Source organism: Nocardia salmonicida NBRC 13393, assembly GCF_001613085.1.
In the GTDB taxonomy this organism is placed as follows: Bacteria; Actinomycetota; Actinomycetes; order Mycobacteriales; family Mycobacteriaceae; genus Nocardia; species Nocardia salmonicida.
The window spans coordinates 86,513-110,941 of sequence record NZ_BDBR01000042.1 but is presented as its reverse complement, the minus strand read 5'-3'; the positions used below and the strand labels follow the sequence as shown (position 1 = coordinate 110,941).

Annotated in this window: 21 protein-coding genes, 1 tRNA gene and 1 other RNA gene; 12 read left to right on the top strand and 11 right to left on the bottom strand. The window is 66.0% G+C overall.

Translation table 11 applies throughout. The features are described from left to right. Nucleotides 1–2,206: MMPL family transporter (locus tag NS1_RS31170; RefSeq protein WP_062990251.1), on the bottom strand; the 2,206-nt coding region annotated here is incomplete at its 3' end. Between the two features lie 177 nt (nt 2,207–2,383). Then, entirely contained in the window at nt 2,384–4,678 is a 2,295-nt protein-coding gene (locus NS1_RS31165) for an MMPL family transporter (RefSeq protein WP_062990249.1), read from the bottom strand. A gap of 201 nt (nt 4,679–4,879) precedes the next feature. Between NS1_RS31165 and NS1_RS31160 the strand changes: the two genes are divergently transcribed. The 5 genes from NS1_RS31160 to tgt all read left to right on the top strand — a co-directional run bounded on the left by NS1_RS31160 (nt 4,880) and on the right by tgt (nt 11,040). Next, nucleotides 4,880–5,476, top strand: coding sequence for a TetR/AcrR family transcriptional regulator (locus tag NS1_RS31160; RefSeq protein WP_056822082.1), 597 nt, complete (start codon nt 4,880–4,882; stop codon nt 5,474–5,476). Nucleotides 5,477–5,559: 83 nt separating this feature from the next. Continuing rightward, nucleotides 5,560–6,036 (top strand): RrF2 family transcriptional regulator, encoded by a 477-nt coding sequence (locus tag NS1_RS31155; RefSeq protein WP_056822080.1) that lies wholly within the window; start codon nt 5,560–5,562, stop codon nt 6,034–6,036. A gap of 83 nt (nt 6,037–6,119) precedes the next feature. Then, on the top strand, nt 6,120–7,853 hold the full coding sequence (locus tag NS1_RS31150; RefSeq protein ID WP_062990247.1) for an ABC transporter ATP-binding protein: 1,734 nt from the start codon (nt 6,120–6,122) through the stop codon (nt 7,851–7,853). After that, the gene (locus NS1_RS31145) at nt 7,850–9,754 is read left to right on the top strand and encodes an ABC transporter ATP-binding protein (RefSeq protein ID WP_062990245.1); all 1,905 of its coding nucleotides are present in this window, start codon (nt 7,850–7,852) and stop codon (nt 9,752–9,754) included. The genes NS1_RS31150 and NS1_RS31145 overlap by 4 nt, the downstream gene beginning before the upstream one ends. Nucleotides 9,755–9,786: 32 nt before the next feature. After that, a complete protein-coding gene (gene tgt / locus NS1_RS31140; RefSeq protein WP_062990243.1) occupies nt 9,787–11,040 on the top strand; it encodes a tRNA guanosine(34) transglycosylase Tgt in 1,254 nt (417 codons plus the stop codon). 36 nt (nt 11,041–11,076) lie between these two features. Here the strand turns inward: tgt and NS1_RS31135 are convergent, their stop codons facing one another. Continuing rightward, on the bottom strand, nt 11,077–11,850 hold the full coding sequence (locus tag NS1_RS31135) for a queuosine precursor transporter (RefSeq protein WP_056822071.1): 774 nt from the start codon (nt 11,848–11,850) through the stop codon (nt 11,077–11,079). Nucleotides 11,851–12,052: 202 nt separating this feature from the next. Between NS1_RS31135 and NS1_RS31130 the strand changes: the two genes are divergently transcribed. Next, nucleotides 12,053–12,646 carry a DUF4190 domain-containing protein gene (locus tag NS1_RS31130; RefSeq protein ID WP_062990241.1) on the top strand — a complete coding sequence of 198 codons (594 nt, stop codon included), beginning with the start codon at nt 12,053–12,055 and terminating at the stop codon, nt 12,644–12,646. A 70-nt stretch (nt 12,647–12,716) separates the two neighbouring features. Here NS1_RS31130 and NS1_RS31125 read toward each other — a convergent pair whose 3' ends face one another. The 3 genes from NS1_RS31125 to NS1_RS31115 are packed head-to-tail and all read right to left on the bottom strand — an operon-like array spanning nt 12,717 to nt 14,900. Beyond that, nucleotides 12,717–13,439: an RDD family protein gene (locus NS1_RS31125; RefSeq protein ID WP_062990239.1), complete on the bottom strand. Its 723-nt coding sequence runs from the start codon at nt 13,437–13,439 to the stop codon at nt 12,717–12,719. A 45-nt stretch (nt 13,440–13,484) separates the two neighbouring features. After that, nucleotides 13,485–14,405, bottom strand: a complete 921-nt coding sequence (gluQRS, locus tag NS1_RS31120) for a tRNA glutamyl-Q(34) synthetase GluQRS (RefSeq protein WP_062990237.1) — start codon at nt 14,403–14,405, stop codon at nt 13,485–13,487. Nucleotides 14,406–14,414: 9 nt separating this feature from the next. Further along, nucleotides 14,415–14,900 carry a DUF309 domain-containing protein gene (locus NS1_RS31115; RefSeq protein WP_056822063.1) on the bottom strand — a complete coding sequence of 162 codons (486 nt, stop codon included), beginning with the start codon at nt 14,898–14,900 and terminating at the stop codon, nt 14,415–14,417. Nucleotides 14,901–15,322: 422 nt separating this feature from the next. Here NS1_RS31115 and NS1_RS31110 point away from each other — a divergent pair, with 422 nt between their 5' ends. Further along, complete coding sequence (locus tag NS1_RS31110; protein ID WP_056822060.1) at nt 15,323–15,532, top strand: DUF397 domain-containing protein; 210 nt, start codon at nt 15,323–15,325, stop codon at nt 15,530–15,532. A gap of 96 nt (nt 15,533–15,628) precedes the next feature. Further along, nucleotides 15,629–17,059, top strand: coding sequence for a WS/DGAT/MGAT family O-acyltransferase (locus NS1_RS31105; protein WP_062990235.1), 1,431 nt, complete (start codon nt 15,629–15,631; stop codon nt 17,057–17,059). 10 nt (nt 17,060–17,069) lie between these two features. Here the strand turns inward: NS1_RS31105 and NS1_RS41950 are convergent, their stop codons facing one another. After that, a complete protein-coding gene (locus NS1_RS41950) occupies nt 17,070–17,552 on the bottom strand; it encodes a helix-turn-helix domain-containing protein (protein ID WP_084504671.1) in 483 nt (160 codons plus the stop codon). A 266-nt stretch (nt 17,553–17,818) separates the two neighbouring features. Then, a complete protein-coding gene (locus tag NS1_RS31095) occupies nt 17,819–18,463 on the bottom strand; it encodes a helix-turn-helix domain-containing protein (RefSeq protein WP_062990231.1) in 645 nt (214 codons plus the stop codon). A gap of 348 nt (nt 18,464–18,811) precedes the next feature. Here NS1_RS31095 and NS1_RS31090 point away from each other — a divergent pair, with 348 nt between their 5' ends. Further along, nucleotides 18,812–20,263: a threonine/serine exporter family protein gene (locus NS1_RS31090; protein WP_082843790.1), complete on the top strand. Its 1,452-nt coding sequence runs from the start codon at nt 18,812–18,814 to the stop codon at nt 20,261–20,263. 21 nt (nt 20,264–20,284) lie between these two features. Here the strand turns inward: NS1_RS31090 and NS1_RS31085 are convergent, their stop codons facing one another. From NS1_RS31085 to NS1_RS31075, 3 genes are all read right to left on the bottom strand, one after another. Beyond that, complete coding sequence (locus NS1_RS31085; RefSeq protein ID WP_056822051.1) at nt 20,285–20,713, bottom strand: DUF5994 family protein; 429 nt, start codon at nt 20,711–20,713, stop codon at nt 20,285–20,287. Nucleotides 20,714–20,976: 263 nt separating this feature from the next. Beyond that, nucleotides 20,977–21,061, bottom strand: a tRNA-Ser gene (locus tag NS1_RS31080). Between the two features lie 67 nt (nt 21,062–21,128). Continuing rightward, on the bottom strand, nt 21,129–22,118 hold the full coding sequence (locus NS1_RS31075; RefSeq protein ID WP_062990229.1) for a hypothetical protein: 990 nt from the start codon (nt 22,116–22,118) through the stop codon (nt 21,129–21,131). A 153-nt stretch (nt 22,119–22,271) separates the two neighbouring features. On the opposite strand from NS1_RS31075, the gene NS1_RS31070 reads away from it, so the two are divergent. The 3 genes from NS1_RS31070 (at nt 22,272) to NS1_RS31060 (ending at nt 24,422) form a co-directional block, all read left to right on the top strand. Further along, complete coding sequence (locus tag NS1_RS31070; RefSeq protein WP_062990268.1) at nt 22,272–22,844, top strand: TetR/AcrR family transcriptional regulator; 573 nt, start codon at nt 22,272–22,274, stop codon at nt 22,842–22,844. Nucleotides 22,845–22,870: 26 nt separating this feature from the next. Then, an RNA gene (gene ffs, locus NS1_RS31065) (signal recognition particle sRNA small type) lies at nt 22,871–22,965 on the top strand. 170 nt (nt 22,966–23,135) lie between these two features. After that, nucleotides 23,136–24,422: an aspartate aminotransferase type Ic gene (locus tag NS1_RS31060; RefSeq protein ID WP_062990227.1), complete on the top strand. Its 1,287-nt coding sequence runs from the start codon at nt 23,136–23,138 to the stop codon at nt 24,420–24,422. Nucleotides 24,423–24,429: the final 7 nt, after the last annotated feature.

Sequence of the window (24,429 nt, the reverse complement as noted above, 5' to 3'; positions counted from 1 at the left end):
TCCGGTCCAGCCACTTCGGCATCCACCACGCCCACTTGCCCAGCAGCACAAGCAAAGCGGGAATGAGCACCATCCGGACGACGAACGCGTCCAAGGCCACGCCCGCCGCCAGCGCGAAGCCCATCGACTTGGCGGTGACGTCGGATTCCAGCAGGAACGAACCGAACACCGAGATCATGATGATCGCCGCCGAGGTCACCACTCGCGCACCGTGGTGATAGCCCTTGATCACGGCATCGGTGGGATCGGAGCCGTGGACGTATTCCTCGCGCATGCGGGTCACCAGGAACACCTGGTAGTCCATCGCCAACCCGAATACCAAGCCGATCAACATGATCGGTAGGAAGCTGACCAGCGGATGTGGATCCTTGATCAGCCCGAGCTCGCCCTCCTGGAAGATCAGCACCGTCGCGCCGAAGGTGGCCGCCATGGACAACAGGAAGCCGAGCGCGGCGGTGAGCGGGACCAGGATCGAGCGGAACACCAGGATCAGCAGGATGAACGCCGCGCCTGCCACGATCGCCATGTACGGAACGATCTTGCTCAGCAGTACATGGTCGATATCGGCGTAGATGGCGGTGGTCCCGGTGATGCCGTACGACATGTTGTACTGCTCGTTCAGATCGGATTCCGCAGCGCGCGCCGACTGCACCAGATCCTTCGTCGACTGGGCATTGGGTCCGGTCTCGGGGATGCCGTTGATCAGCGCACCCGCACCGTCCTTGCTCATCTGCGGCTCGGTGACCAGATCCATGTCGGGGTAGGACTGCAGCTTGACGCGCAAGGCATTCAGCGCCGCCGGACGCTGGTCGACGGGGGTTTCGCTGAGGTCGACGGCCACCTGGAGCACACCGTTGCTGCCCTCGCCGAAGCCTTCGGTGCGCAGGTCGTAGGCCTTACGGACGGTGGTCGACTTGGGCAGGCTGTCCTCGCCGGGCAGGCCGAGGTTCAGGTTCAGCGCCGGTGCGGCGAGCAGGCCGAGCACCACAATGGCCAGGATCATCGTGACCGCGGGGAATTTGGCGATCACTCTGGCCACGCGGGTGCCGTTGGTGACGACGCTGTCGTCCTCGGGATCGTGCTGGGCGATCACCGGCAGCTTCGGCTTGAACAGCGCCCTGCCGAACGCGCCGAGCAGTGCCGGCATCAGCGTGATGGCAGTGAGCACGGCGAACGCGGCGGCGATGGCGCCACCCAGGCCCATGAACGTCAGGAATCTGACCCCGACGATGCTCAGCCCGACCAGCGCGATGATGACGGTGAGCCCGGCGAACACCACCGCCGAACCCGCCGTTCCCAAGGCCGAGCCCGCCGCTTCCTCGGCGGAATCCTGCACCGCCAGTTCATGTTTGTAGCGCGAGACGATGAACAGCGCGTAGTCGATCGAGAGCGCGATGCCGATCATCGAGGCGAGGAATGTGGTGAAGCTCGGCACCGACACCACCGACGTCGACAGGAAGATCAGCGAAGTCGCCGCGCCGAGTCCGACGATCGCGGTGATGATCGGCACGAAGGCGGCGACGATCGCGCCGAACGCCACGATCATCACCACCAATGCCACAGCCATACCGATCATCTCGGACTTGCCGCTCGGCATCTCCTGTTCCATCGCGATGGTGCCGCTGATCTCGACCGTCAGCCCGGCCGCGCGGGCGGTGTCGCCCGCGTTGTAGGCGGCCTCGCGTTCCTCGGCGGTGATGTCGGCGAAGTCGGTGATCGCGAACGGGACGCTGAAGTACGCGACGGTCTCGGGTGCGGTCTCGTTCAGCACATTCAGGGGTGCGCCACTGCATGTCGACGGATCGGGTTGCCCTGTGAGGCAACCCATTTCCTCGGTAGCGGTGATCGGATTCACGATCGGCTCGGCGTGGTCGACGATGTCGAGTTGCTCGAGATTGCCGATCAGCTCGTCGATCGCGGCCCGGTTGGCCGGGTCGGTGAGTTTCTGGCCCGCGGGCGCGCCCACGACGTAGGTGCCGGTCACGGCGTCGAACGCGAAAGCCTCTGACATACCGGGGAAGTGCTTATCGAGGATTTCGGTGGCCCGTTCCGAGGGCAGGTTCGGCATGCTGAAGTCATCGGTCATCGGCTTCTGCAACGAGGATCCCAGCCCCGCGAGCACCATGAAGAGCAGCAACCAGACGGGCAGCACAATCCATTTGCGGCGGAAGGCCAGCTTGCCCCACCGGTAGAGATAGACAGACACGGTTCTTCTCCTCGTGGATCGGTGCAGAGCGCGGATCGGAGGTATAGCCGGGTCGAACTAGCCCTGAGTCTGGTGCCCAGCAACGGCGATATCAAGCACCGGTGCAGCGCGGATGCCGAAAATGAACGGCCCCGCAATCCAGTAGCGGATTGCGGGGCCGTTCGGTTCAGTGACGGATCAGCCGACCGAAACCGGGTATTTCACCGTTTCGACGGTCTCGTTGCGCAGCTGCTCGAGCTTCGCGCCTTCGACGTCGATATCGGGCACGACGCGGTCGAGCCACTTCGGCATCCACCAGGCCCACTTGCCCATGATCACCAGCAGCGCGGGGACGACGATCATGCGGACGATGAACGCGTCGATCGCCACACCGGCGGCCAGCGCGAAACCGAACGACTTGGCGGTGACGTCGGTTTCCAGGATGAAGGAGCCGAACACCGAGATCATGATGATCGCGGCCGAGGTCACCACGCGAGCACCGTGGTGGTAGCCGGAGACCATCGCGTCCTTGGGCGATTTGCCGTGCACGAATTCCTCGCGCATGCGGGTCACCAGGAACACCTGGTAGTCCATCGCCAAGCCGAACACCAAGCCGATCAACATGATCGGCAGGAAGCTGACCAGCGGCTGCGGATCCTCGATCAGGCCGAACTTGCCCTGCTGGAAGATCAGCACGGTCGCGCCGAAGGTGGCGCCCATCGACAACAGGAAGCCGAGCGCCGCGGTGAGCGGGACCAGGATCGAGCGGAACACCAGGATCAGCAGGATGAACGCGGCACCGGCCACGATCGCCAGGTACGGCAGGATCTTGCTGAGCAGCACGTGATCGACATCGGCGTAGATGGCGGTGGTGCCGGTGATGCCGTAGGCCATGCCGTACTGCGCGTTCAGATCCGCTTCCGCGCCACGTGCTTCGGCGACCAGATCCTTGGTGTCCTGGTTGTTCGGACCGGACTTCGGGACACCGTTGAGCATGGCGCCCTGGTTGTCCTTGCTCCACACCGGCTCGGTGACGTAATCCATGCCCTCGTAGGACTCGAGCTTGGCACGCAGCGCACCGACCGCGGCCTTACGGTCGGCCTCGGGCGTCGCACTCAGGTCGGCGGCGACCATGAGAACGCCGTTGCTGCCTTCGCCGAAGCCTTCGGTCCGCAGGTCGTAGGCCTTACGGATGGTGGAGGTCTTCGGCATGCTGTCGTCACCGGGCAGGCCCAGGTTCAGACCGGCGGCGGGTGCGGCGAGCGCACCGAGTACGAGCACCGACAGGATCAGCGCGACCCACGGCGCCTTGGCGATCAGCTTGGCGAAACGCTGACCGTTGGTGATCGAGTTCTCGTCGTCGGGATCGTGCTGTGCCACGATCGGCAGCTTCGGCTTGAACAGCGACTTGCCGAAGGCACCCATCAGCGCGGGCATCAGGGTGACGGCGGTGAGCACCGCGAACGCGGCGGCGATGGCGCCACCGAGACCCATGAAGGTCAGGAACTCCACGCCGACGATGCCGAGCGCGCCGAGGGCGATGATGACGGTGAGACCGGCGAACACCACGGCCGAACCGGCGGTACCGAGCGCGGTGCCCGCGGCTTCTTCGGCCGAATCACGCACGGCCAGTTCGTGCTTGTACCGGGAGACGATGAACAGCGCGTAGTCGATCGAGAGCGCGATACCGATCATCGAGGCCAGGAAGGTGGTGAACCCGGGCACCTCCATCACCGAGGTACCGAGCATGATCAGCGAGGTCGCCGCGCCGAGGCCGACGATGGCGGTGATGATGGGCACGACCGCGGCGACGATGGCGCCGAAGGCCACCACCATCACGATCAGCGCCACACCCATGCCGATCAGTTCGGACTTGCCGCTCGGCTGTTCCTGCTTCATCGCGATCGAGCCACTGAGCTCGACGGTGAGTCCGGCATTGCGGGCTTCGGTACCGACGTCGAAGGCGGCGTCGCGCTCGGTGTCGGTCACATCGGTGACCGCCTTGATGGTGAACGGAACGCTGAGCACGCCGACGGTGTCGGGTGCGGTCTCGCTCAGCACGTTGAGCGGGGCGGACGAGCACTTCGACGGGTCAGGGGCGGCGAGGCAGCCCATCTCCTCGGTGGCTGCGACCGGGCTGGTCAGCTTCTTCTCGTGATCGACGATCGACAGGTCGTTGAGCTTGGCGATGAACGCCTCGATCGCGGCCCGGTTGGCCGGGTCGGTGAGCTTCTGCCCCTCCGGCGCGCCGATCACGTAGGTACCGGTGACGGCATCCATCGAGAACTGCTTCGACATGCCTTCGAAGTGCTTGTCGAGGATCTCGTTGGCGCGAGCCGACGGGAGCTCGGGCATGCTGAAATCGTTGGACATCGGCTTGCTCAGCGTGGCGCCGAGGCCGCCGAGCAGCACGAACAGCAGTAGCCAGGCCGGCAAGACAATCCATTTACGGCGGAAAGCGAACTTTCCCCATCTGTACAGGTATACGGACACGCGGGTGCTCCTAGCGCGAAGAACGGGTGGGTGGCATGGCTCGTAGACAGCACTCGCGGGCCACCCCTGCGGGACCCGCCTCCACAACATCGTTTTCTGCCTACCGTGCGGTAGGTAGACTACCTAGGGAATAAGTGGAGGAGCAACCTCGATATCGGGAGCTCCGGGTCCGTCACACCGAATCATGGGAGGATTGCCGCCATGCCCGCCCGAGACATCGCCGAACCCGTCACCGCAGGTGGGGGCACCAAACAGGCGATCCGTGATGCCGCGGTTGCGCTGTTCGCCGCCAAGGGTTTCGAGCAGACGAGCTTGCGCGAGGTCGCGGATGTGGTGGGAATCACGAAGGCTTCGCTCTATTACCACTACGCTTCGAAGCTCGATCTGCTCCTCGCGATCATCGATCCGATCATCGATCACATGCGCGACATCGTCGAAGACATCGACGCCGTGCCCTATGACGACGAGGGTATCCGCGCGGTCCTGCGCACCTATCTGCGCGGCATGATCCGCCACCGCGCCGCGGGCGCGCTCTGCGTGCGCGATACGGCGGCCATCGTCAACGCCATCGCCGACCGCTACCCCGACCTGATGGAACCCACCCGTGAGCTGCGGCTGTGGCTGGCCGGACCCGACCCGACCCAGGACTCGATGCTGCGCGCCGCCGCCGCCATCGAGGTGCTCGGGGTGGCGCTGCTGTCCTCGGAGCTGGCGCCGGGCGCCACCGACGAGATGGTCGAGAGGACTCTGCTCGACGCGGCAACCTGCGTACTGACCGGCTGTATCAATTCGGCGTGAGCGGGCGGCCTGCGTGGTGACGCTTCGCTACCGCCTCCGGCCGCTGACCGCTCCCGCCAGGAGCACCGCGTAAGTTCGACACCGTGCATATCACCGCCAGGGTCGATTACGCGGTGCGAACGCTGCTCGAGCTCGCTGCGGCCGATGGAGTCGTCAAGTCCGAGGCCATCGCCGCCGCCGCGCAGATCCCACCGAAGGTGCTGGAGACGGTGCTGGCCGAACTGCGTCGCGCCGAGCTCGTGCTGAGCAGGCGAGGGCCCGACGGCGGGTATCGCCTCGGCAGGCCGGCGACCGAGATCTCGGTCGCCGATGTGATCCGCGCGGTGGAGTCGCCGCTGGCGTCGGTGCGCGGGCAGCGGCCCGAAGACGTCCGATATCCCGGTGCGGCGGAACCGTTGCAGCAGGTGTGGATCGCGCTGCGGGTCAATATCCGGGCCGTGCTGGAGAACGTCTCCATCGCCGATATCGCCGCCGACCGACTGCCCGATTTCATCGGTGAGCTGGTCGCCGACCCCGGCGCGTGGGCGCGTCGTGAACCACGCACACCGGCAGGCGCCTGAGTTATCCACAGGCTGAGAGTTATCCACAGGGCTGGTAAAAGTACGAGGCGCGGGTCATCGCCGCGCTGTAGCCTTCGTCCATCATGTTGATCACCCTGCTGCGGACCTATCTGGCCCCGTACCGCGCCCAGCTGGTGGCTGTCCTCGTACTCCAGCTGATCTCGGTTATCGCGATGCTCTACCTGCCCAGTCTCAATGCCGACCTCATCGACAACGGGGTGACCAAGGGTGATATCGGTTACATCTGGACCACCGGATTGTGGATGCTCGCGGTGAGCTGCGTGCAGATCGTGGCCTCGTCGGCGTCGGTGTATTTCGGCGCGCAGGCGGCGATGGGCGCCGGTCGGGATATGCGCGGTGGCGTGCTGCACCGGGTGGAGACGTTCTCGGCCAGGGAGGTCGGGATGTTCGGCGCGCCGTCGCTGATCACCCGCTCGACCAACGATATCCAGCAGGTCCAACTGCTCATCGTGATGTCGGTGACGATCCTGGTGATGGCGCCGATCATGTGCGTCGGCGGCGTCATCATGGCGTTGCGTGAGGATCTCGAGCTGTCGTGGTTGCTGTTGATCGCGGTGCCACTTCTCGCGCTGTCCATGGGCACGATCGTGACCAAGATGGTGCCCGGGTTCCGGGAGATGCAGGCCCGGATCGACAGCGTCAACCGGGTGCTGCGGGAGCAGATCACCGGCATCAGGGTGGTGCGGGCGTTCGTGCGTGAGCGGCAGGAGGTCTGGCGCTTCGGAATGGCCAATACCGCACTCACCGATGCTTCGCTGCGCGTCGGCAAGCTGATGGCGCTGATGTTTCCCACCGTGATGTTGATCAGTAATCTGACCGCCGTCGGGGTGATCTGGTTCGGCGGTCACCATGTGGACAACGGCACGATGCAGATCGGCTCGCTCACCGCGATGCTGTCCTACGTCATGCAGATCCTGATGGCCGTCATGATGGCCTCGTTCCTGGCGATGATGGCCCCGCGTGCGGCCGTCTCCGCCGATCGGATCGGCGCGGTGCTCGAGACCGAGTCCTCGGTTCGCCCGCCGCGACTGCCGCAGGTGTTCAAGGGCGACCCGGCAACGGTCGACATGCAGTTCGCCGAATTCGCCTACCCCGGCGCGGAGAAGCCGGTGCTGCGCGGTATCCGATTCCAGGTCACGCCCGGTACCACCACTGCCGTCGTCGGTTCGACCGGCGCGGGCAAGACCACACTGATCAACCTGATCCCGCGCCTGATCGACGTCACCGACGGCGCGGTCTACGTCGGCGACACCGACGTGCGCCACCTCGACCTCGAACTCCTGCGGGGTGAGATCGGATTGGTGCCGCAGAAGGCCTACTTGTTCTCCGGCACCATCGCGACCAACCTGCGCTACGGCAAGCCCGACGCCACCGACGAAGAACTCTGGCACGCGCTCGAGGTCGCCCAGGCGGCCGATTTCGTGAGTGAGATGCCGCAGGGTCTCGACACTCCGGTGGCCCAGGGCGGCACCACGGTCTCGGGCGGTCAGCGCCAGCGGTTGTGTATCGCCCGCGCGCTGGTGCGCCGGCCGCGCATCTACCTGTTCGACGATTCCTTCTCCGCGCTCGATGTCGCCACCGACGCCCGGCTGCGTGCCGCGCTGAAGCCCGAGACCGCCGACGCGTCGGTGATCATCGTGGCCCAGCGGATTCAGACGATTCGCGATGCCGACCAGATCGTCGTGCTCGAAGACGGCGCGATGGCGGGCATCGGTACCCATGACCAATTGATGCAGCGCTGCTCGGAGTACCGCGAGATCGTCGAGTCCCAGCTGAGCGTGGAGGAAGCCCGATGAGGCCAGGTGGACCCGTTCCCGGAGCGCCGGGAACGAAGGCCAAGTCGTTCACACCGTCGCTGAAGCGACTACTGCGCAGGCTGGCGCCCGAAAAGTTCACCGTCGGCCTGATCGTCGCGCTGGTGATCACCTCGGTGGTGCTCAATACGCTCGGCCCGTATCTGCTCGGCAAGGCGACGAACCTGGTGTTCGACGGCTTCGTCGGCAAGCAGCTCGAACCCGGGCTCACCAAGGACCAGACCATCGAGCTGCTGCGCGAGCAGGGCCAGACCACCCGCGCCGACATGCTCTCGGCGATGAACGTGATCCCCGGTACCGGCGTGGATTTCGACGCTGTCGGGCGCGTGCTGATGCTCGTGCTCGCTCTGTACGTGGCCGCCGCGGTGTTCGGGTGGCTGCAGGGCTACCTGCTCAATATCGCCATCAACCGGACCGTGAAGCGGCTGCGCGACGACGTGGAGCAGAAGCTGCACCGGCTGCCGCTGCGCTATTTCGACACCGCACCACGTGGTGACGTGCTCAGCCGTGTCACCAACGACGTCGACAACGTCTCGCAGAGCTTGCAGCAGACGATGAGTCAGCTGCTGGTCTCGTTGTTCTCGGTGATCGGCATCCTGATCATGATGTTCTGGATCTCGCCGCTGCTGGCGCTGATCGCGCTGCTCACCGTGCCCGCCGCGATCGTGGTCACCGCGCAGATCGCCAAGCGATCCAAGCCGCACTTCGTCAACCAGTGGAAGTTCACCGGAGAGGTGAACTCCTCGGTGGAAGAGGCCTACACCGGCCACGAGATCATCACCGCCTTCGGTCGTGCTCGTGAGGTCGGCGAGGAATTCGACCACCGCAATCAGAAGCTCTACGACGCGAGCTTCAAAGCGCAGTTCATCTCCGGCCTGATCATGCCCGCCATCATGTTCCTCGGAAACGTGAACTTCGTGTTCATCGCGCTGATCGGCGGGCTGCGGGTGGCCACGGGCAACCTGTCGCTCGGCGACGTCCAGGCGTTCATCCAGTACTCGCGCCAGTTCAGTCAGCCGCTCACCCAGATCGGTGCGATGGCGAACCTGCTGCAGTCCGGCGTCGCCTCGGCGGAGCGGATCTTCGAGATCCTCGATGCCGAGGAACAGAGTCCCGATCCGCTGGTGGAGAACTCGCGCCCGGTGGATCGCGGTCGGGTGGAGTTCGAAGCGGTGTCCTTCGGTTACAGCCCGGAAACGCCTGTCATCGAACGGCTTTCGCTGGTTGCCGATCCCGGTCATGTGGTCGCCATCGTCGGCCCCACCGGCGCGGGCAAGACCACCCTGGTGAACCTGCTGATGCGCTTCTACGAACTCGACGCGGGCACCATCGCGATCGACGACGTCGACATCACCACCATCACCCGCGACCACCTGCGCTCGCGCATCGGCATGGTGTTGCAGGACACCTGGCTGTTCAAGGGCACCATCCGCGAGAACATCGCCTACGGCAACCCGACGGCCTCCGAAGCCGACATCCAGGCCGCGGCCCGCGCCGCCTACGTGGACCGGTTCGTGCACTCGCTGCCCAACGGGTACGACACAGTCATCGACGAAGAGGGCGGCGGGGTGAGCGCGGGCGAGAAGCAGCTGATCACGATCGCCCGCGCGTTCTTGGCCAAGCCGTCGATCCTCATCCTGGACGAGGCGACCAGCTCGGTCGACACCCGCACCGAGTCGCTGGTCCAGCATGCCACCGCGGCCCTGCGTCGCGATCGCACCAGTTTCGTGATCGCGCATCGTCTGTCGACGATTCGAGACGCGGATCTGATCGTCGTGATGGACAAGGGGCGCATCGTCGAACACGGCACCCACGACCGGCTGCTCGCCGAGCGCGGACCGTACTACAACCTGTACAACGCCCAGTTCGCGGCGGCTCAGTAATACCGCCGTCTCCGCCCTGGCACGATGGGGCCGTGGCCGACAGCAGTGAGTTCTCCTTCGAAGTAGGCACCCGTCTCGACGGGGGCAGGCATGGTCGGACCGGGGTGATCGGCACCCCACACGGCGAGATCGCCACGCCCGCTTTCATCCCGGTGGGGACGAAGGCTTCGGTGAAGGCTGTCCTGCCGGAGACGATGAAGGAGATCGGGGCACAGGCGCTGCTGGCCAATGCCTATCACCTGTACCTGCAGCCCGGCGCCGATGTGGTCGACGACGCGGGTGGGCTCAGCAAGTTCATGAACTGGCCGGGACCCACCTTCACCGACAGCGGTGGGTTCCAGGTGATGTCGCTGGGGGTCGGGTTCAAGAAGGTCCTTGCCATGGAGGCCGTGGACATCCGGTCCGACCAGGTGATCGCGGCGGGCAAGGAGCGGCTGGCCACCGTCGACGACGACGGGGTCACCTTCCGTTCGCATCTGGACGGCTCGAAGCATCGATTCACGCCGGAGGTGTCGATGGGGATCCAGCACCAGCTGGGGGCCGACATCATGTTCGCCTTCGACGAGCTGACCACGTTGATGAATACCCGCGGCTATCAGGAGAAGTCGTTGCAGCGCACGCACGAATGGGCACAGCGTTGTATCGATGAACACGAACGGCTCACCGCCGCGCGCGGTCATCGGCCGTACCAGGCGCTGTTCGCGGTGATCCAGGGCGCGCAGTACGAAGACCTGCGGCGCAAGGCTTGTCGTGAGCTGGAGACGATCCGGGGTAGCGGCGGAACGGAATTCGACGGTTACGGCATCGGCGGCGCCCTGGAGAAGCACAATCTCGGCACGACCGTCGGGTGGTGCTGTGATGAGCTGCCCGAGTCGAAACCGCGCCACATGCTGGGAATCAGTGAGCCCGAGGACATGTTCACCGCGATCGAGAACGGGGCGGACACCTTCGACTGCGTCAATCCGTCACGGGTGGCGCGCAATGCCGCGATCTACGTCGACGAGGGTCGTTTCAACATCAACACCGCGCGGTTCCGTCGGGACTTCACGCCGATCGACGAGAACTGCGACTGCTACACCTGCGCGCACTACACCCGCGCCTACCTGCATCACCTGTTCAAGGCCAAGGAGATGCTCTCGGCGACGCTGTGCACGATTCACAACGAGCGCTTCACGATTCGGCTCGTCGATCGGATCAGGGCCAGCATCGAGGGCGGGTACTTCGATGAGTTCAAGAAGGAGTTCATGGGGCAGTGGCGAGGGCGGATCAAGGTGCCGGGGGAGTAGGCGGCGGACCTTCCGATCCGCCGCCGGCACCGCGAACTAGTCGTGCAGGGCGTCGACCTTCGCCGGGGCGTAGGTCGGTTCGGTCTTCTTGAGGATCGCGATGACACGGTAGGTGATCGGCATGACGAGTACCTCGCACAGGGTTTTCCACAGGAAGCCGACGATGACGTAGTTGATGAACGACTGCCAGGTGTTGATGCCGATGGCGGTGGCGGCGATCGAGCAGAAGATCAGGGTGTCGGCGAACTCGCCCACGACGGTGGAACCGATCAGGCGGGCCCACAGGTGCTTTTCCTTGGTGCGCTCTTTGATCAGCACCAGGGTGGCCGAGTTGAGCAACTGGCCGACGAAGTAGCCGGCGAGACCGGCGAGCACCAGCTGGGGGGTGGTGCCGAGGACCGTGCGGAAGGCTTCCTGGTTCTCGTAGAAGCCGGCGGGGGGCAGCTGGATGGCGATATAGAAGCAGCCGACGGTGAGCAGCAGCGCGCCGAAACCGGTGTAGATGGCGTGGCGGGTGGCGCGGAAACCGTAGACCTCGCTGAGCACGTCGCCGAGGATGTAGGCCAGCGGGAACAGGAAGAAGGCGCCGTCGGTCGCGATCGGCAGGATCTGGATCGGGCCGAGCATCACCGAACTGTCGGTGAAGAACTCCACGCCCTTGGTGGCACAGATGTTGGAGATGATCAGCGTCGCGGTGAACAGGGCGACGATTACCGGATAGAACCCCCGCGCAACCTGGGCGAATGCCGCATGTTCCGGCGCGGGGTGCCCAGATTCAGCTGGTTTGTCGAGCGAGTTTGTATCAGTCACGCCCCCATTCTCCCAACCCTGACCCGGTGCACTACCCGGACCCGGTAAACCCGATATGTCCTACCCGAGGGGCCCGCCCCGATCTGGACTGAGTGGAGGGTGCGACGAAGGAGTACCCGGAGGGAGGGAAGATCGGGGGCCCGAAGGGCCCCGACCCGAGCGCGCCAGCGCTCAAAAGACACAGATGGAATACCCTGTAGCAATGACGAATCCCGGCGATTCCGACGAGTGGTGGAAGCAGTACGGCGGCTCCGGCGTGTCTCCGGAGTCCGGCGCGCCGGGTTCGGTGCCGCAGCATCCGACCGCCCAGCCGTCGCAGCCTTCCAATTACCCGTCGTCGCCGCAGTATCCCCAGCAGCCGGCGCCGCCACCCTCGCAGCCGCAGTACCCGCAGCAGCCGCCGTCGCAGCCGCAGTACCAGCAGCCCAGCCAGCCGCAATATCCGCAGCAGCCGCCCGCTTACGGGCAGCCTCCTGCCTACGGCGGTTATCCGGCCGCGGGTGCCTATCAGCCGTACGGGCAGTACCCGCAGCCGCAGGGCACCAACGGGCTGGCGATCGGCGCGCTGGTCTCCTCGCTGATCGGCCTGTGCAGCTGTGGCCTCGGCGCGATCGTCGGCATCATCCTCGGCGTGATGGCGCTCAACCAGATCAAGGAGCGCGGCGGCGAAGGTAAGGGCATGGCGCAGGCAGGCATCTGGATCGGTGTCGCCGCGATCGTGGGCTGGATCCTCTACATCCTGTTCTTCGTGGTGCTCGGCATCGCTGGTGGCCTGGATTCGTCCACCACATACTGACGTCGAAACGCAGCAGGGGCGCTTCCGGAATCCGGAAGCGCCCCTGCCGTTTTCGTCAGGTAAAGGGAAATCAGCCCTTGACGACCTGCGTGCCGCCGGCGAACTTGTCGTGCCAGCCCTGATTGTTCGGGTCGTTGCTGATCGTGACCATGATGTAGATGGCAAGGCCGAGGCTGACGAGGCCGCCGACGCAGGGGATCAGGCCGACGATCGTGAAGAGGTTGCGCTTGAGAGACTGCTCGGGCGTCAGGCTCGACGCACCGCCGGGTGCGAGCACGCGCAGGCCGAGGATCTTCTTGCCCAGTGTCTGACCGTTCTGCGTGACCTCCATGGCCACGAAGTAACCGTAGATGGCCAGCGACAAGATCAAAGTGGTGACGATCTGGCCGCCGGTGCCACTGCCGACGATGAGTCCGAGCAGGATCGCGACGGGGATGCCGACGATCAGGTAATCGATCAGGCGCGCGCCGATCCGGATTCCCAGATCCGCGGACTGCACGCCGCCGAAGCCCTGCTGCTGACCGTACTGGCCCTGCTGCTGACCGTATTGGCCCTGCTGCGGGTAGCCCTGCTGCTGACCGTACGGGTCCTGCCCGTAGGCCGGCTGCTGCTGACCGTACGGGTCCGGCTGGCCGTAACCGGGCTGGGGTGCGCCGCCGTGTCCGGGCTGGCCGTACGGCTGCTGCTGGCCGTAGCCGGGCTGCGGCTGCTGCTGGCCGTAGGGGTCCTGGCCGTAGCCGCCGGGCTGACCGCCCTGCGGGTACTGGTTGGGGTCGTAACCACCGCTGGTCATAATCTCAGTCCTCGTATTGATCTTCTAGATCGGTCAATGCGTACGTTACGGACATCCCTCTGGTCGGAACAACCCGATAGGCTCGAGTATCCACGGTTTCTCAGGGATGCGTGCGGGGTCGAAAACTTCGCGTAGTTCGGCAGTGGTCCGGACGGTATATCCGAGGGACTCCGTGATCGCCGCCACTACGTCCTCGGGAGTGTGACCGAGGGCGCGTTGATCCGAAAGGCTCACGGCCCCGTCACGTTTCGCGAGCCGCTTGCCTTCTTCGTTGAGCACCAGCGGTACATGGGCGTAGGTCGGAGCGGTGAGTCCGAGCAGTTCCGCGAGATAGGCCTGGCGCGGGGTGGACGGCAGGAGGTCGTCACCGCGAACCACCTGGTCAACACCTTGGGCGGCGTCGTCGACGACGACGGTGAGGTTATAGGCGGGGATACCGTCGCCGCGACGCAACACCAAATCGTCGACAGCGCCTCGATATCGGCCGTGCAGCAGATCGGTGATCTCGTACTCGGTGACCTCGGCCCGCAATCGCACTGCGCCGGTGCGCCCTTCGGCCCGCTTGGCCGCGCGCTCGGCCTCGCTCAGCTGACGGCAGGTGCCGGGGTAGGCGCCCATCGGTCCGTGCGGTGCGGTGGCTGCCTGCTGGATTTCGCGTCGGGTACAGAAGCATTCATACGTGCGTCCGGCCGCGGTGAGTTCGGCGACAGCGGCCGCGTAGACCGGCAGCCGGTCGGACTGGTAGACCACCGGGCCGTCCCAATCGATACCGATCGCGGCGAGGTCGTCGAGCTGGCGCTGCGCGGCGCCGGGACGAACGCGGTCCAGATCGTCGACACGAATCAGGAACTCGCGCCCCGAGGTTCGCGCGAAAAGCCAGGCGAGCACCGCGGTACGCAGGTTTCCCACGTGCAGCTCGCCCGATGGGCTCGGCGCGTAGCGGCCCGCGCCTCGACTGGTTGGCACCCCTCGATCCTAGGTGGGCTCTCGGCACAGCCGCGTCCGTAGCCGTTCCTCGGTGATGGCGTCACCGGTATCGAGCGCGACGAGCAGCTCCTGCGCGTGCGCGACGAGCCCGGCGCGGTCGACATCGTGCTGCTGGGCATTCGCCGGATAGGACTCGAGCCGCTCACTCGCGCGGCGCAGCAGAGTACCCGCGCCTTTGGCGTTGCCCCGCTGGATGTGGGTGAGCCCCACGGCGTATTGGGCCAGTCCCTGCCAGAGCATCCGTTCGGCAACCGGCCCGTTCTTCCACGCTGCCTCCAATACCTCGTGGGCATTGAATGCCAATCCGTCGTCCAGCAGTTGCTGAGCGAAGGCCAGAGTTTGCTGGGGCCCGAGCTCGAGATCGTCGGGAATTCGGGCGACTCCGGCACTGCCGGGAGGCAGCGGTCGGCCGAGTCGGTCGCGGGGGCGGTCATTATGGGCACGACCTGCGGCATCACGGTCACGGGAGATCATCCCCCCATGATCCACGTCTGTCCTCGATGGTGCTCATGTGGCTGTTGGGACACTCGAGAAATTGACGTATCACGGACTAATCACATGGAAGTAAATCGGGATGTGTCAACCGGATCGGGAATGGGTAAGAGGGGCTGGCAATGCCCCCGCAAACGTGAAGCTTCGCAAGCTTGGCAAAACGATATGGGAAAGCAAATTCTCTTCCGCAACATTGCGGAAGACCTGCTAGTGTTTCTTCCGCGGGGGCAGCCCCCGGAGGCGGAAACGCCTCGATGCGCTGGTTCGTGCCGGTCAGTTGCGCGCGCCGTGTGGCAGTGCCTTGTGTGCCACGAAGTAACTCATCGGTCGCGCCGGATTTCGGAATGTTGCAACGATTCCAGGAGTTATCCCCCTCTTCTCGATGGACCAAAGGAGCAAGTGCCGTGGAAGTTGATGTGACCGATGCTGTGTGGCGGAAGAGCACCTACAGCGGACCCGATGGGAACTGCGTCGAAGTAGCCTTTCTCGCCGGCGGCGATATCGCCGTTCGTGACACCAAGGATCGCGGCCGCGGACCCGTGCTGGCCTTCGGTCCAGGGCAGTGGCGAGCCTTTCTCTCCGATGTCACCGCGGGAGAGTTCGCGCGCGGCTGAGCCGCGAGATGCATCTCGAATGGGCAATACCGGCCCCGAGTCGAGCGGACTCGGGGCCTTCTCAGTGACCTCGGAGGTTTGGCCTATCGTGGCCGGATGACCACGATGGCCGCGCGTGACGCGACGATGTACTGGCTGTCACGCCGCACCGCCAACGACGTGTTCCTGCTCTACTCTTTCGCCGAAACCGATACCGCCACTGACGAACTCCATGATTTCGTCGCCGCGCGTGCCGCACGCATTCCGGATCTGCGGATCCGGTTACAGGAGATACCGGGCGATCTCGGCTATCCGCGCTGGGTTCCGGTCGAATTCACGTCCCAGCAATTCACTCACCACCGCCCCGACGGCCTGTCGTGGCAGGCGTTGCTCGCGGATCTGGGCGAACTCTTGGGTACCCGTGTCGTCGCGACCGAATACCCATGGCGCATCCATGTTTTCCGGGCTGTCCACGGTGCCCCGCGATCGACGGGGCCCGTTGTGGTGGTGGTGCTGCAACTTTCGCACGCACTCGCCGACGGCACTCGAGCCGCCGCCATCGCGCGAGCACTCTTCGGGACGGCTGTGGATGAAGCTGTTGTCCACAGCACACCCGGTGCGCCTGTGGATAACTCGGCAAACCACCCGGTCGGACCTGCCCAAACTTCCACACCGCCGGTGGATACCTGTGGACAACCCTGTGGATGGATCGCGCGACGGGTAGATCCGAGAGTGATTGGAGTGCTGCGCCTTCCCGGACAGCTGGCCGCGACAGTGTGGCGCGGGCGGGCCGCGTACTTGGCCCAGCGGGAATTGGCTGACCGGACGGCCGCGGGTGAAGTCCCGGCGGCCGCACCCGGATTCGCGCCGAGTGCGCTGAACCCGGCCTCCCCGGTTGCCGACCACACGGTGCGAATGCTGGTCGTCGATGTGGACGACCTCCGCATTCCGGGCAAAACCGTTACTGTCGTTGCGCTGACGGCGATTTCGTCCGCGCTGGTCGACTACCTCACCGAGCGTGGTGAGCGACCGGAACGGTTGGGGACGGCGCTACCGATGGCTCTTCCGGCGCCGAGCACGGCGCGCAACAACTACCGCGGACTGTCCATCGACCTGCATATCGACGAACCCGACCTGCGTCTGCGCGCGAATCTCATCGCCGATGACCTCGCCACCCGTCGTGAACGGGCGCTCAATCCGCTGCTCTCCGCACAGGATCGAGTCGGCGAGGTGGTCCCCGCTGTCCTGGCGGTGCGTGATGTCGAACGCGCCGACCTGGACGGCGTTCCCGCGATGCTCGACGGCAACACCGTCGTCTCCAGCGTCTACCGCGGCCAGGGAGACCTCGCCTTCGCCGGTGGCTCGGTCCTGTTCACCGGTGGTTTCCCTGCCCTCGGCAGCGTTATGCACCTCACCCACGGGGTCCACGGAATCGGTGAAACCATCACGCTGTCCGTGCATTCCGATCCGCGGGTGATGCCCGATCCCGACCGCTACCTGCAACTGCTCGCCGAGTCGCTCGACAGGGTCGTCGCCGCGCACCGCTGAGCGCCCGGTTTCACCGAATTCGTCCGGGGCCGGTGCTGTTTCCCGCCCGGTTCAGCTCGGCGCCCACCGCGAGCAGCGCCGAGCGCACAGCCGTCGCCGCATCGGTTCCAGCGGCTTCGCCCTCGAGCACACCGTCGATGCGGAACGGGCAGAAGTACCCGGTTCCGCTGTCTCCCTGGTGTGGTCGCCCGATCTCGATGAGCGGACCTGTCCGGTGTGCGGCGGCGATCGCCGCCGCGAGTGCGGCGTCGGCGGCTCGCGGATCACGTCGGCGAGTGCCGGGTAGCGCGGGCCTCGATTGCGCGTGTACCCGCTCGTACCAGGCGATCACCTCGAAAGATGCTGCTCGCGCACCGGTTTCGTAGTGACCGAGCGCCGCTCTGCTGTACGGAACGCGAGTGGCCAACGCGGCCAGTGACAACCCCGCCTCTTCCCGCAGTCGCCGCAACCGAGCTCCGACGATGCCGTTCCCCTGCTCGCCCCGACTGGACATGGACTCATCGTAGAGAACTGTAGACGTTTGTAGACGCTTTTTGCTGTCCAAAAGGTCTTGACGGAGACCATACTTTTCGTGGCGGCTCAGAAGCCACAATACCGCGCCACTCGTGCAAGCACTGACTCGTTCGGAGGGGAACCGATGGAGATCTTTCTGTGGATTGCTCTGGGGCTGTTCGTATTCGGGGCGCTGAGCCGCTACCTACTACTTCTGCCGCCCGAGGACGACGGGCGTCCGAGCGTCGCCGAGATCCGGCGGCGGCTTCAGGCCGAGCGAGAGGGGCCGGGCCACGATTCGACACTGCCGTCGGTGCGCAACATTTCCGCCAGAAGCTTTTCGGCGTCGGACTTCTCCCGCGCCAAGACGCTCCAGCCGCGCACAAGGCCGTCGGGGCCCGATTTCGTCGTCCACGAGCCGACGGCATGAGCACCCTGGGGATGGAGCGAGTAGTAGATGGTGCCTACCGGGAACGCGATATCCATGCCGCGGACCCAGCCGGTGAGCGCCTCGCCCTCCCAGACTCGCATCTCGCCACGCACCTGGGTGATCGGATCCGATTCAGGCGCAGGCGATTCGGGGGTCGAGTCGAGCATCAGATGGTCGCCCTCGTGCCGGATGGTCACCGCCGCTACCTCGACCTCGTCCGGGTGGTTCGCCGGTTTCTGCCAGGCTGCCCACCAGTTACCCGCCAGGTCTACGCGGTTGTCCACGATGCCGGCCAGCTCCGCCAGCGAGACCTGCAGCGCGTCGGCCAAGCGGACCGCGACCGGCAGCGTCGGCGATTGCTCTTCGGGCTCGTACCTGGTGATCTGGCGCGAGCTCACCCCGATCGCGGTGGCCAGCGCGGGCTGCGAGAGCCCGAGCAGCCTGCGCCGCTCCTGGATCACCTTCCCCGTCCCGGTGTTCATACAGTCATCGCCTCCATTGCCTGCCCCTCCCGTCACACCCTGCCGGACACATCCGCACCAGACCCGCCGACATCGCGGGCCGCCGTCCTCCGTCACGAAGACCACTGGCGCGCCGTACATGCCGACTGTGTGGCCGATTCTTCCATTTCTTCGCTCCAGCAGGCCCGTTTCGTGCTGACTCAGCACAATGGCTGTGGCCCTCGCTGCCTCCAGCACCTGGCCGCGACGGCCTACAGCACCGGACTGATCGACGACATCTGAGGGTGAACTCCAGGTCAGCAGGCCCGACACGTTGACGAACTGGTTGCGAGACGGCGAAGGTGCTGCGATCGCCGTTACCGTCGAGGTATGAGTGCGGACCCCCTGGCGGAAGGCGACGGCGCCACGATTATCGAACGCCCAGGTCTGCGCCGCCGGTGGTGGCGGTTGCGCCGACCGTTCGTGCTGCCGTCGCAGCGCGCCACCGCCGACAATATCGTCGCCGCACCCACCCCGCTGCAACCGATCGATCTGGCCGACGACGCCGAGGTGTCGCAGGTACTCGACCTGGCGGTGCGGGTGGGTGAGGTCGTACTCGCGGCGGGCACCGGTGTCGGCGACACCACCGCGCAGGTCCGTTTCATCGCTTCCACCTACGGTTTGAACAGCTGCGATATCGACGTCACCTTCGACGCGATCCGTATCTGGGCCGACCGAGGCCCGCGACTGCCGCCGGCCAGCGATATGCGGGTGGTGAAGTATCGCTCGCTCGACTTCACCCGACTGGCCGCGGTCGACCGGCTCACCCGACGCATCCGCAGCCAGATCGTCCCCGTCGACCAGGCGCACGCCGCCCTCGACGAGCTCATCTCGTCACGGCACCCCTATCCGCGCTGGGTGTCGACGGCGGGCTGGTCGTTGCTCGCGGCGGCGATCGCGGTGCTGCTCGGTGGTGGGTTCATGCTCGCCGCCATCAGTTTCGCGACCACCGCGGTGATCGATGTGGTGAACCGGGTGCTGCATCAGCTCGGCCTGCCGTTGTTCTTCCAGCACATGATCGGCGGTGTCATCGCCGCCGCCCCTGCCATCGCGCTCGCCGCGTTCAGTGAGCACTGGCGGGCCGATGCCGCGCTGATCGTGGCCGCGGGAATCACGGTGCTGCTGTCGGGTCTGCAGTTGGTCGGTTCGGTACAGGACGCGATCACCGGCGCGCCGATCACCGCCGCGGCCCGCATGCTCGAAGTGGTGATGATGACCGCGGGCATCGTCGCGGGTATCGGTTTGGCGCTGCGTATTTCGACGATGATGGGGATCGCGGTGCCGGAGATCGCGGCGAGCGCCGGTCGCGACATCGAATATCTGCCGATCAAACTGATCGCGGGTGCCGTCGCGGCGATCGCGTTCGCGCTGGCCTGCTACGCCGAGCGGCGGGCGCTGGTCGCGGCCGGGCTCAGCGGCGCGGGCGGCATCTTGGCCTTCCTCGGCGCGCAGGACATCGGCTTCGGGCCGGTGGTGGCTGCGGGCCTGGCCGCGACGCTGATCGGTCTCGCCGGTGGTCTGATGGCGCGTCGCGCGCTCACCCCGCCCTTGGTCGTCGCGGCGGCCGGAATCACACCGCTGCTGCCGGGTCTGAAGGTGTATCGCGGGCTGTACGCCTTGCTCGAGGACGAAACGCTGCTCGGTTTCGGGCAGATCCTCGGTGCGTTCGGTGTCGGCTGCGCGCTGGCCGCGGGCGTCATTCTCGGTGAATGGTTCGACCGCTTGCTGAGCCGCCGCGGCGCGCCGCGCGACTTCGATCCGACCTACACCAGCGACCGGTGAACAGACCGGTACGCGGGTGGGCTAGATCTGCACGAGGGTGCGAGGCCCGTCGGCCGCCGTGTCGGCGGGCGCCGGGTCCTGGATGCGCGGCTTGCCTGCCGCCCAGCGCATCTGGCTGCGGGCCGCGGGCGCCTCGGTGGCCGCGGGGATGACCAGCAGCGCGAGCGCGGCGCCGTTGCTGCCGACCACGTGCATGATGCGCGCGGCCTGGTCGGTGCGGGCTGTGCTGTCGCCGGATTCACCGGCGGTCCAGTCGAATCCGAGCCGGGCCAGCTTGCCGATCCGCGGTCCGACCGCGGCCACCAGCTGGTGCAACTCGGTCATCGGCTGGTCGGTTCGCGGCCACCAGGCGCCGTCGATCGGCCCGGTGGTGGCTGTGCGGTCACGCAGCATCAGCCGGATCTGCCCGGACGCGTCGCGCCCGATGCTCGTTTCAGGTGATGTCTTCACTTCGTCGTTTACTTTCTGATTTCTGTGCGATCGACGCCGCTCACGGCATCGATCGGCGCGGTCCCAACTCGGACCGGCGCGAAGGTTGGGTACCCACTGGACTGTGTCGGCACGCACGTTAGTTTTGGGGCGGCGACGACGGTATATGGGTGTGGTGGGGGTCTCCCGCACCATCGGGGCTCACTCTACGGAAGCCCACTGACAGATCCACCGATTAAACGAACAGGGCCCCGACCGGCGAACCGATCAGGGCCCTGCTGTTGCGGAGGATAGGGGATTTGAACCCCTGAGGGCGTTAACCCAACCCGCGTTCCAGGCGAGCGCCATAGGCCACTAGGCGAATCCTCCGTGGAGCAGCATAGCGGGTTGCAGGGGGTCGATGCCAAACCGGCCCCCTGCGACGGGTTCTGACCTGCTACTTCTTCAAAGCTGCCAGCACCTTGCGAACCTGCGTCTCGGCGGCGGTGCGCATGGCCGCCTTGTCGACGGTGCGCATCGTCGACACCTCGATCTCCACCTTCACCGAGATATTGCTGTCCTGCGCGGCCACGACGACGGAGTAATCGCTCGGGATGGAACCGTAGGTGTGCTGCTCGCTGGCGTAGTACGCCTCGGTGCCGAGACCGCTCACCGGGCCGTGGTCGTAGTCCTTGCCGGTTGTCTTGGTGTCGTAGCCCTTCCAGCGCGCGTAGTCGGACTCGGTCTCGCTCTCGGTCTTGAACTCGACCTCGAGTCCCAAGCTCGCGTCGTTGGCGTTGCGGCCCGTCTCCTTGTTCTTGGCGTCGCAGTCGTAGGAGCCGCCACCGATGTACTCCGACGGTCCGCGCTCGGTGTGGGTGGTCGTCTCGCGGGTGGACGACCACTGGTTCAGCACCGTGAGATCGACCAGGTCGCAGGCGTTCTTGCCGTCCTTGTAGACGTAGCTGCCCGCCCACTTGTCCGGATCGGGTCCGAAGGGGTTGTCGTCGACCTTGTTGGCCGTGAACGCGATCAACCCGATCACGAGCGCGCCGACCGCGACGATGGCGCCGCCGACGATCCACCACACCGCCTTGCTGCCCGACGAGGGCGGCCGCGGCGGTGGTGCGCCCCACTGCGGCTGCGGCGCCTGATAGGCGCCCGCTTGCGGATGCGCGTACTGCTGCGGCTGCGGGTACGGCTGTGGGTTCACGCCGCTCTGGTAGGGCCCGGGTGGGGCGGTGTAGGGCTGGGGGTTCGCGCCGCTTTGATACGGCGTGGGCGGTGCGGTGTACGGGCCGGGCGCGCCGATATTGCCGCGCAGCACGGTCGGGTCGGCTTGTGCGGGGTTCTGACCTGCGCCTTCGCCTGGTCGTTCCCACCACGCGACAGTGGGATCGGACGGCGGCACACCTTCGCCGGGTGGTTGTTGATTCGGGCCGGTCACGAGCGGGCCCCCTCTCCAGTCATGGGGAACCGGAACCCCCCGCTGCCGATATCGGATAGATCGTAGCCAGCGTCACCGGCGGGGCGGCGGTTATACGGCTGCGTACACTCGAGTATCGACTGGTCGGGTGTGGTCGTCGTCGATGGATATGAGGTGGAACACGTCGTGGGTACCGCGCGAACTCCCCGGATCAGATGGGTCGAGGAAGGTCTGGCCGTGCTGGCGTCCTCGGGCGTCGACGCGGTCCGGATCGAGGCGCTGGCCAAACGCATCGGCGTGACCAAGGGCGGGTTCTACGGTTACTTCGCCGACCGCGACGCACTGCTCACCGCGATGCTCGACGCGTGGGAGAGCGAGGCGACCGACCAGGTGCTCGACCACGTCGAGCACGCGGGACTCGACCCGAAGACCAAGGCGCGCGTGGCCGGGCTGCTCACGTTTTCCAGCCATCGTCTGCTCCCGATCGACCTCGCGATCCGCGACTGGGCTCGCCGCGACGACGACGTCGCCGAACGCCTGCGCCGCGTCGACAACAAGCGAATGGCGTTGCTGCGCGAGACAATCGGCGTGTTCTGCGAAGATCCCGACGAGGTGGAAGCCAGGAGCCTGCTCGCCTTCTGCGCCACCATCGGCAGCCACTTCCTCGCCGCCAATCACGAGGGCCGCACTCGCGTCGAAGTACTCACCCGGGCCGCCGACCTGCTGTTCGAAGACCGGAATCGCTAGTAGGCAGAACTACCGCTACACTGGCCGACGGATCCCGCGCGGCGAGCATCCTGTGAACTCCCCCAGGGCCGGAAGGCAGCAAGGGTCAACGGGCTCTGCCGGGTGCGCGGGGTCCCCTTTAATTTCCGGGGGCCCCTTCTCCGACTGATCGGCCTACGCACCTTCGCAGCGTGCGAGCCTGATCCGGGTACGGATACCCCACCGATTCCGACCAGCCGCCGGGTAACGTTGCGGAAGTCAGCACGCGCAGCGTGCACACCCCCACCTTGCTGCTTCGAAAGGCTGCCCAGGATGCCCCGGCAAACGCAGATCGGTTTGATGAGCCACGAGGAACTCGTGTCCGAGCACGAGTCCCAGACCGCGAATTACGCGACGCTCCGAACCGAGAAGCTCACCCTGGACCTCACCCGAGGTAAGCCGTCGCCGGAGCAACTCGACCTGTCCGTGTCGCTGCTTTCCCTGCCGGGCGACGGTGACTTCCGCGACAGTTCGGGCACCGACTGCCGCAACTACGGCGGCCTCACCGGCCTGCCGGAACTGCGCGCGATCTTCGGCGAACTGCTCGGCATCCCGGTCGAGCGGCTGCTGGCGGGCAACAACGCCAGCCTCGAGATCATGCACGACCTCATCGTGTTCTCGATGCTCTACGGCACCCCCGACTCCCCGCGCCGCTGGGCCGACGAGCCGATCAAGTGGCTGTGTCCGGCCCCTGGCTACGACCGTCACTTCGCCATCACCGAGGCGCTCGGCATCGAGATGATCACCATCCCGATGCGCCACGACGGCCCCGACACCCACGCCATCGCGACGCTGCTGGCGAACGATCCGCAGATCAAGGGCCTGTGGGCGGTGCCGAACTACTCCAACCCCACCGGTGTCGTCTACTCCGAAGAGGTTGTCCGCGAACTGGTTTCGATGCCCGCCGCGGCGCCCGACTTCCGCCTGTTCTGGGACAACGCCTACGCGGTACACCCGCTCACCGATACCGCGGCCCCGGTCATCGACGTCCTCGGCCTGGCCGAGGCGGCGGGCAACCCGAACCGTCCGCTGGTGTTCGCGTCGACCTCCAAGATCACCTTCGCCGGTGCGGGCGTGAGCTTCTTCGGAGCGTCGCAGGCCAATATCGACTGGTACCTGTCGCACGCGTCGAAGAAGAGCATCGGCCCCGACAAGCTCAACCAGTTGCGGCACCTGCGCTTCTTCACCGATGCCGAAGGTGTGCGCGAGCACATGCAGAAGCATCGCGCGCTGCTCGAGCCCAAGTTCGCGCTCGTGCGCCGCATCCTGGAAGACCGCCTCGGCGCCTCGAAGGTGGCGTCGTGGACCGAACCCAAGGGCGGCTACTTCATCAGCCTCGATGTGCTCGACGGCACCGCGGCTCGGGTGATCGCCCTGGCCAAGGAGGCCGGCATCGCGCTCACCGCCGCAGGCTCGGCCTTCCCGTACAGCAAGGATCCCGAGGACAAGAACATCCGCATCGCCCCCAGCTTCCCGCGGCTGCCGGAGCTGGAGAAGGCGATGGACGGATTGGCGACCTGCGTGCTGCTGGCAGCCACGGAAAAGCTGCTCGAGAGCTGAGTTGGCG

What these genes read in the sequence shown, in the direction of transcription:
- NS1_RS31150 (WP_062990247.1), top strand. Translation starts at nt 6,120, where the DNA reads ATGTTGATCACCCTGCTGCGGACCTATCTGGCCCCGTACCGCGCCCAG.
- NS1_RS31060 (WP_062990227.1), top strand. Translation starts at nt 23,136, where the DNA reads ATGCCCCGGCAAACGCAGATCGGTTTGATGAGCCACGAGGAACTCGTG.
- NS1_RS31105 (WP_062990235.1), top strand. Translation starts at nt 15,629, where the DNA reads ATGACCACGATGGCCGCGCGTGACGCGACGATGTACTGGCTGTCACGC.
- NS1_RS31125 (WP_062990239.1), bottom strand. Translation starts at nt 13,439, where the DNA reads ATGACCAGCGGTGGTTACGACCCCAACCAGTACCCGCAGGGCGGTCAG.
- NS1_RS31115 (WP_056822063.1), bottom strand. Translation starts at nt 14,900, where the DNA reads ATGATCTCCCGTGACCGTGATGCCGCAGGTCGTGCCCATAATGACCGC.
- NS1_RS41950 (WP_084504671.1), bottom strand. Translation starts at nt 17,552, where the DNA reads ATGTCCAGTCGGGGCGAGCAGGGGAACGGCATCGTCGGAGCTCGGTTG.
- NS1_RS31160 (WP_056822082.1), top strand. Translation starts at nt 4,880, where the DNA reads ATGCCCGCCCGAGACATCGCCGAACCCGTCACCGCAGGTGGGGGCACC.
- NS1_RS31130 (WP_062990241.1), top strand. Translation starts at nt 12,053, where the DNA reads ATGACGAATCCCGGCGATTCCGACGAGTGGTGGAAGCAGTACGGCGGC.
- NS1_RS31145 (WP_062990245.1), top strand. Translation starts at nt 7,850, where the DNA reads ATGAGGCCAGGTGGACCCGTTCCCGGAGCGCCGGGAACGAAGGCCAAG.
- NS1_RS31090 (WP_082843790.1), top strand. Translation starts at nt 18,812, where the DNA reads ATGAGTGCGGACCCCCTGGCGGAAGGCGACGGCGCCACGATTATCGAA.
- NS1_RS31095 (WP_062990231.1), bottom strand. Translation starts at nt 18,463, where the DNA reads ATGAACACCGGGACGGGGAAGGTGATCCAGGAGCGGCGCAGGCTGCTC.